Origin of the sequence: Pseudomonas sp. EGD-AK9 (assembly GCF_000465935.2) — a bacterium.
Lineage (GTDB): Bacteria > Pseudomonadota > Gammaproteobacteria > Pseudomonadales > Pseudomonadaceae > Aquipseudomonas.
Map to the genome: position 1 here is coordinate 1 of NZ_AVOF01000222.1, position 5,506 is coordinate 5,506.

Annotated in this window: 5 protein-coding genes; 3 read left to right on the forward strand and 2 right to left on the reverse strand. The window is 68.3% G+C overall.

The features are described from left to right. From N878_RS11540 to N878_RS11550, 3 genes are all read left to right on the forward strand, one after another. A partial coding sequence (locus tag N878_RS11540; protein ID WP_021443811.1) for a TIGR02281 family clan AA aspartic protease occupies positions 1–207 on the forward strand: 207 nt, incomplete at its 5' end. 7 nt (positions 208–214) lie between these two features. Further along, positions 215–2,464, forward strand: coding sequence for a DNA topoisomerase IV subunit A (gene parC / locus N878_RS11545; protein ID WP_021443812.1), 2,250 nt, complete (start codon positions 215–217; stop codon positions 2,462–2,464). Between the two features lie 143 nt (positions 2,465–2,607). Then, positions 2,608–3,324 carry a membrane integrity-associated transporter subunit PqiC gene (locus N878_RS11550; protein WP_036987730.1) on the forward strand — a complete coding sequence of 239 codons (717 nt, stop codon included), beginning with the start codon at positions 2,608–2,610 and terminating at the stop codon, positions 3,322–3,324. A 172-nt stretch (positions 3,325–3,496) separates the two neighbouring features. Here the strand turns inward: N878_RS11550 and N878_RS11555 are convergent, their stop codons facing one another. Together N878_RS11555 and N878_RS11560 are read right to left on the reverse strand one after the other, a co-directional pair. Next, positions 3,497–4,708, reverse strand: a complete 1,212-nt coding sequence (locus N878_RS11555; protein ID WP_021443814.1) for an acyl-CoA dehydrogenase family protein — start codon at positions 4,706–4,708, stop codon at positions 3,497–3,499. A gap of 13 nt (positions 4,709–4,721) precedes the next feature. After that, positions 4,722–5,506, reverse strand: a 785-nt coding sequence (locus N878_RS11560) for an acyl-CoA dehydrogenase family protein (protein ID WP_021443815.1), incomplete at its 5' end; no start/stop codon positions are given.

Below are 5,506 nucleotides of genomic sequence, written 5' to 3' on the forward strand. Positions count from 1 at the left end.
ATCAGCACCGCCAACGGCCGCGCCACCGGGCATCGCACGCGCCTGGCCAGCCTGCGCCTGGGCGATATCGAACTACGCGACGTCGCCGCGCTGATCGCCCCGGGCATGGACGGCGACGAGGTGCTGCTGGGCATGAGCGCGCTGCAACAACTCGAATTCAGTCAAAAGGGCGGCACCCTGGTGCTGCGCCAATCAACCTTGCAATGAGGCCCGCATGAGCGAATCCCTCGATTTGAGCCTGGAAGGCGTTGAACGCCGGTCACTCGCCGATTTCACCGAGCAGGCTTATCTCAACTACTCCATGTACGTGATCATGGATCGCGCCCTGCCGCATATCGGCGATGGCCTCAAGCCCGTGCAGCGACGCATCGTCTACGCCATGAGCGAGCTGGGCCTGGACGCCGACTCCAAGCACAAGAAGTCGGCGCGCACCGTCGGTGACGTGCTCGGTAAGTTCCACCCGCACGGCGACAGCGCCTGCTACGAGGCCATGGTGCTGATGGCGCAGCCGTTCAGCTACCGCTACACCCTGGTCGACGGCCAGGGCAACTGGGGCGCGCCGGACGATCCCAAGTCCTTCGCCGCCATGCGCTACACCGAGGCGCGCCTGTCGCGCTATTCCGAGGTGCTGCTGAGCGAGCTGGGCCAGGGCACCGTCGACTGGGTGCCGAACTTCGACGGCACGATGAACGAGCCGGCGACCCTGCCGGCACGCCTGCCCAACCTGCTGCTTAACGGCACGACGGGTATTGCGGTCGGCATGGCCACCGATGTGCCGCCGCACAACCTGCGCGAAGTCGCCGCCGCCTGCGTACGTCTGCTGGACGAGCCGGGTGCCACGGTCGAGCAGCTCTGCGAGCATATCCAGGGCCCGGACTTCCCCACCGAGGCCGAGGTCATCACGCCCAAGGCCGATCTGCTGAAGATCTACGAAACGGGTCGCGGCTCGGTGCGCATGCGCGCCGTCTACCGCGTCGAGGACGGCGACATCGTCGTCACCGCCCTGCCGCATCAGGTCTCCGGGGCCAAGGTGCTGGAGCAGATCGCCGCGCAGATGCAGGCCAAGAAGCTGCCGATGGTCGCCGACCTGCGCGACGAATCCGACCACGAGCACCCGACCCGGATCGTCATCATTCCGCGCTCCAACCGCGTCGATGCCGACGAGCTGATGACCCACCTGTTCGCCACCACCGAGCTGGAATCGAGCTACCGGGTCAACACCAACGTCATCGGCCTCGACGGCAAGCCGCAGGTCAAGGACCTGCGCACCCTGCTGAGCGAGTGGCTGGTGTACCGCGTCGGCACCGTACGCCGCCGCCTGCAGTTCCGCCTGGACAAGGTGGAAAAGCGCCTGCACCTGTTGGAAGGCCTGCTGATCGCCTTCCTCAACCTCGACGAAGTGATCCGCATCATCCGCACCGAAGACCAGCCGAAACCGGTGCTGATGGAGGCCTTCGGCCTGACCGAGGTGCAGGCCGACTACATCCTCGACACTCGCCTGCGCCAGCTGGCCCGCCTGGAGGAGATGAAGATCCGCGGCGAGCAGGACGAGCTGGCCAAGGAGCGCGAGAAGCTGCTGGCCCTGCTCGGCAGCGAAGCCAAGCTGAAGAAGCTGGTGCGCAAGGAAATTCTCGAGGACGCCGAGAAGTACGGAGACGACCGTCGCTCGCCGATCGTCGCCCGCGCCGAGGCCCGCGCCCTGTCGGAAACCGAGCTGATGCCCACCGAACCGGTCACCGTGGTGCTCTCGGAAAAAGGCTGGGTGCGCTGCGCCAAGGGCCACGATATCGACGCCACCGGCCTGTCCTACAAGGCCGGCGACGGCTTCAAGGCCGCCGCGCCGGGCCGATCCAACCAGTACGCGGTGTTTATCGACTCCACCGGACGCAGCTATTCGCTCGCCGCCCACAGCCTGCCGTCGGCACGCGGTCAGGGCGAGCCGCTGACCGGTCGTCTGACCCCGCCGCCGGGGGCGACCTTCGACTGCGTGCTGCTGCCGGAGGACAGCGCCCTGTACGTGATCGCCTCGGACGCCGGCTACGGCTTCGTGGTCAAGGGCGAGGACCTGCAGGCCAAGAACAAGGCCGGCAAGGCCCTGCTCAGCCTGCCCAACGGCGCCCGGGTGGTGGCGCCCAAGCCGGTGGCCAGCGTCGAGAACGACTGGCTGGCGGCGGTGACCACCGAAGGCCGCCTGTTGCTGTTCAAGGTCGCCGACCTGCCGCAACTGGGCAAAGGCAAGGGCAACAAGATCATCGGCATCCCCGGTGAACGGGTGGCCAGCCGCGAGGAATACCTCACCGATCTGGCCGTGCTGCCCGCCGGCAGCTCGCTGGTGCTGCAGGCCGGCAAGCGTACCCTGACCCTCAAGGCCGACGATCTGGAGCACTACAAGGGCGAGCGCGGCCGCCGCGGCAACAAGCTGCCGCGCGGCTTCCAGCGCGTCGACCAGTTGCTGGTGGAATAAGCGCCGCCCCTACCGACAGGCGGGCAAGGCTGGAGTCGCGGCGCAGTTTGACGGATGATACGCGACCCGGGTCGTCAGGATGACGACCCGCCGGCATGACATGGGATTGATGCGCAGCCGCCCGCAGCGGCTGCCGGGAACGAATGATGACTGTAGTACGCCCCCTGGCCCTGCTTCTGACCACCCTGCTCAGCCTGAGCGGTTGCAGCCTGCTGCAGCAGAAGCCGGTGCCACTCTACCAACTCGACAGCGGCAGTGCCGTCGCCCCGGCCAAGGACAGCGGCATGGCGGTGCTGGTCGGCCCGGTCAGCATCGCCGACTACCTGCGCCAGGAACACCTGCTGCAGCGTCAGGCCGACGGCAGCCTGGTGGCCGCCCGCGATGCCCGCTGGGCCAGCGGCCTGGCCAACGACATAGACCAGCAGTTGCTGCGCCAACTGGCCTGGCGCCTGGACAGCCAGCGCCTGGCCCTGGCACCGGCCGCCCCCGGCTTCAGCGCCGACGCCCAGGTGATGCTGACCATCACCCGCCTCGACTCCGGCCCGCTGGTGCCGGCGGTGCTGGAAGCGCAGTGGCGACTGCTGGATCGCCGCGGCCAGCTGCGCGACAGCCGCCTGGTGCGCCTGGAGGAGGGCCACAACGGCGCCGTGGCCGAGCAGGTCAAGGCGCAGAGCCTGCTGCTGCAACGCCTGGCCGCCGAGCTGGCGGTGGCCATCCAGCCGATCGCCGTGGCCGAGGAGGCCCCGGCCGAGCCACCGCGCAAGAAGGCCCCGGTGGCCAAGGCCAATCCGCAGGAACCCGGGCCGAAGATTCCGGTGGCCGAACCCATCAAGATCGATACCGAAGTCTTCCGCTTCTAAGCAAAAAGCCCGCAGATGCGGGCTTTTTTGTGCCCTGCGAATCCTCGAACAGGCGCACCGCCAGCCAGCAGGTTGGGTTGAGGCGCGTAGCGGCGAAACCCAACGGGCCATGTCGCGGACCGTTGGGCGTCGCTGCGCTCGGCGCCAACCTGCGGCGCTGCCCAGCGATGCCCTATTTGAGTTCGCTGGAACTCTTGCCCAGCAGGCGCCGGGCGACGATCAGCAACTGGATCTGCTGGGTGCCTTCGAAGATGTCGAGAATCTTCGAGTCGCGCGCCCACTTCTCCAGCAGTTCGTCCTCGCCGTAACCCAGGGCGCCGGCCAGCTCGACGCATTTCAGCGTCACCTCGCTGGCCACCCGTCCGGCCTTGGCCTTGGCGATGGACGCCTCCTTGGAGTTGGGCAGCTTGTTGTCGGCCATCCAGGCGGCCTTGAGCGTGAGCAGACGCGCCGCTTCCCACTCGGCCTCCAGCCGATACAGCGTGGCCTCGGCATGGCTCACGGCCAGCAAGGGCTTGGCATAGTCGAAGCGGCAGCCGGCCTTGACCAGCAGCTCGCGGGTGCGCTCCAGCGCCGCCCGAGCCACCCCGACCGCCATGCCGGCGACCAGCGGACGGGTATTGTCGAAGGTTTCCATGACCCCGGCGAAGCCCTTCTGCACGTCGATCTCGGCGTTGCCCAAGAGGTTGGCCGCCGGCACCCGGCAGTCGCTGAAGCTGATCGAGGCGGTGTCCGAGGCCTTGATCCCGAGTTTCTTCTCCAGGCGCGTCACGCTCATGCCCGGCGTGCCCTTCTCGACCACGAAGGACTTGATCGCCGCGCGCCCCAGGCTGCGGTCGAGGCTAGCCCAGACCACCACGGCGTCGGCGCGCTCGCCGGAGGTGACGAAGATCTTCTCGCCGTTGAGCACGTAGTGCTCGCCGTCCTTCACCGCCGTGGTGCGGATCGCCGCCGAGTCCGAGCCGCAGCCCGGTTCGGTGATGGCCATGGCCGCCCAGGTCCTGCCGAAGCGCGCCAGCTGCTCGTCGTTGGCCACTGCGGCGATGGCGGCATTGCCCAGGCCCTGGCGCGGCATGGCCAGGAGCAGGCCGACGTCGCCCCAGCACAGCTCCATCACGCCGAGCAGCGCAGCCAGGTTGCCGCCGTTCTTGACGCCCTCCTGCTGTTCGCGGGCGGCGCCGCGCTTGCTCGCCGAGCCGGCGCCGACGGCGTCGGGCGAGCCCTCGTTCATGCCGTCAAGCAGCGCGGCGAGCAGGTCCAGCTCCTTGGGATAGGCGTGCTCGGCCTGGTCGTACTTGCGTGAGATCGGCCGGAAATAGTGCTTGGCCACCTGCTGCGCCTGCTGCTGCAGGCCGCGGAATTTCTTCGGGGTTTCCAGATTCATCGTTGTCACCTGTTCAGAGATGAAGGCCGCCGGCCAGCACGGCCACGCTGCGCAGATCGCGGTACCAGCGCTCGACCGGGTGCTCCTGGGTGAAACCATGGCCGCCGAGCAGTTGCACCGCGTCGCTGCCGATCTTCATCGCCTTCTCCGCACAGAGCAGCCGCGCCAAGTAAGCCTCGCGCCGGAACGGCAGGGCGGCCTCGACGCGGGCGCAGGCGCGCCACAGCAGCAGGCGCATGGCATCCAGCTCGATGGCGATGTCGGCGACCATAAAGGCCACGCCCTGGCGATGGCTGATCGGTTCGCCGAAGGCCTGGCGCTCGTTGCAGTAGCTGGTCACATAGTCCAGCGCCGCCTGCGCCGTACCGACGGCAAGGGCGCAGAAGGCCAGCGCGGAATGATCGAGAAAGGCCTGAAAATCGAAGCCAGCGCCAGCCAGCCGGCACTCGCCCGGCACCTTGACGCCTTTGAATTGAATACGCGCCAGACCACAGGCCTTGAGGCCCATAGCCGGCTCGGCGCGGCGGCCGATGCCCTTGCTCGCGGCATCGACGATAAACAGCGCCGGGCCGTCGCCGGCCTGGGCGCTGACGATCAGCCGACTGGCCTCCAGCCCGCCCAGCACCAGGGCCTTCTCGCCGTCGAGCAGATAGGCTTTGCCGCGTTTGCGCGCGCGCGTGGCGGGCACCCGCGGGTCGCTCAGCACGCCCAGCTCGCCCACTGCGAGGGCGAAGGGTTGTGCCCCCGCCTCGCTGACGAAGGCCGGCAGCCAGGCCGCCTGTTGCGCCGGCGAGCCCC

Excerpts from the sequence above, each read along its gene's own strand:
- N878_RS11555 (WP_021443814.1), bottom strand. The coding sequence starts at position 4,708 with ATGAATCTGGAAACCCCGAAGAAATTCCGCGGCCTGCAGCAGCAGGCG.
- N878_RS11550 (WP_036987730.1), top strand. The coding sequence starts at position 2,608 with ATGATGACTGTAGTACGCCCCCTGGCCCTGCTTCTGACCACCCTGCTC.
- parC (WP_021443812.1), top strand. The coding sequence starts at position 215 with ATGAGCGAATCCCTCGATTTGAGCCTGGAAGGCGTTGAACGCCGGTCA.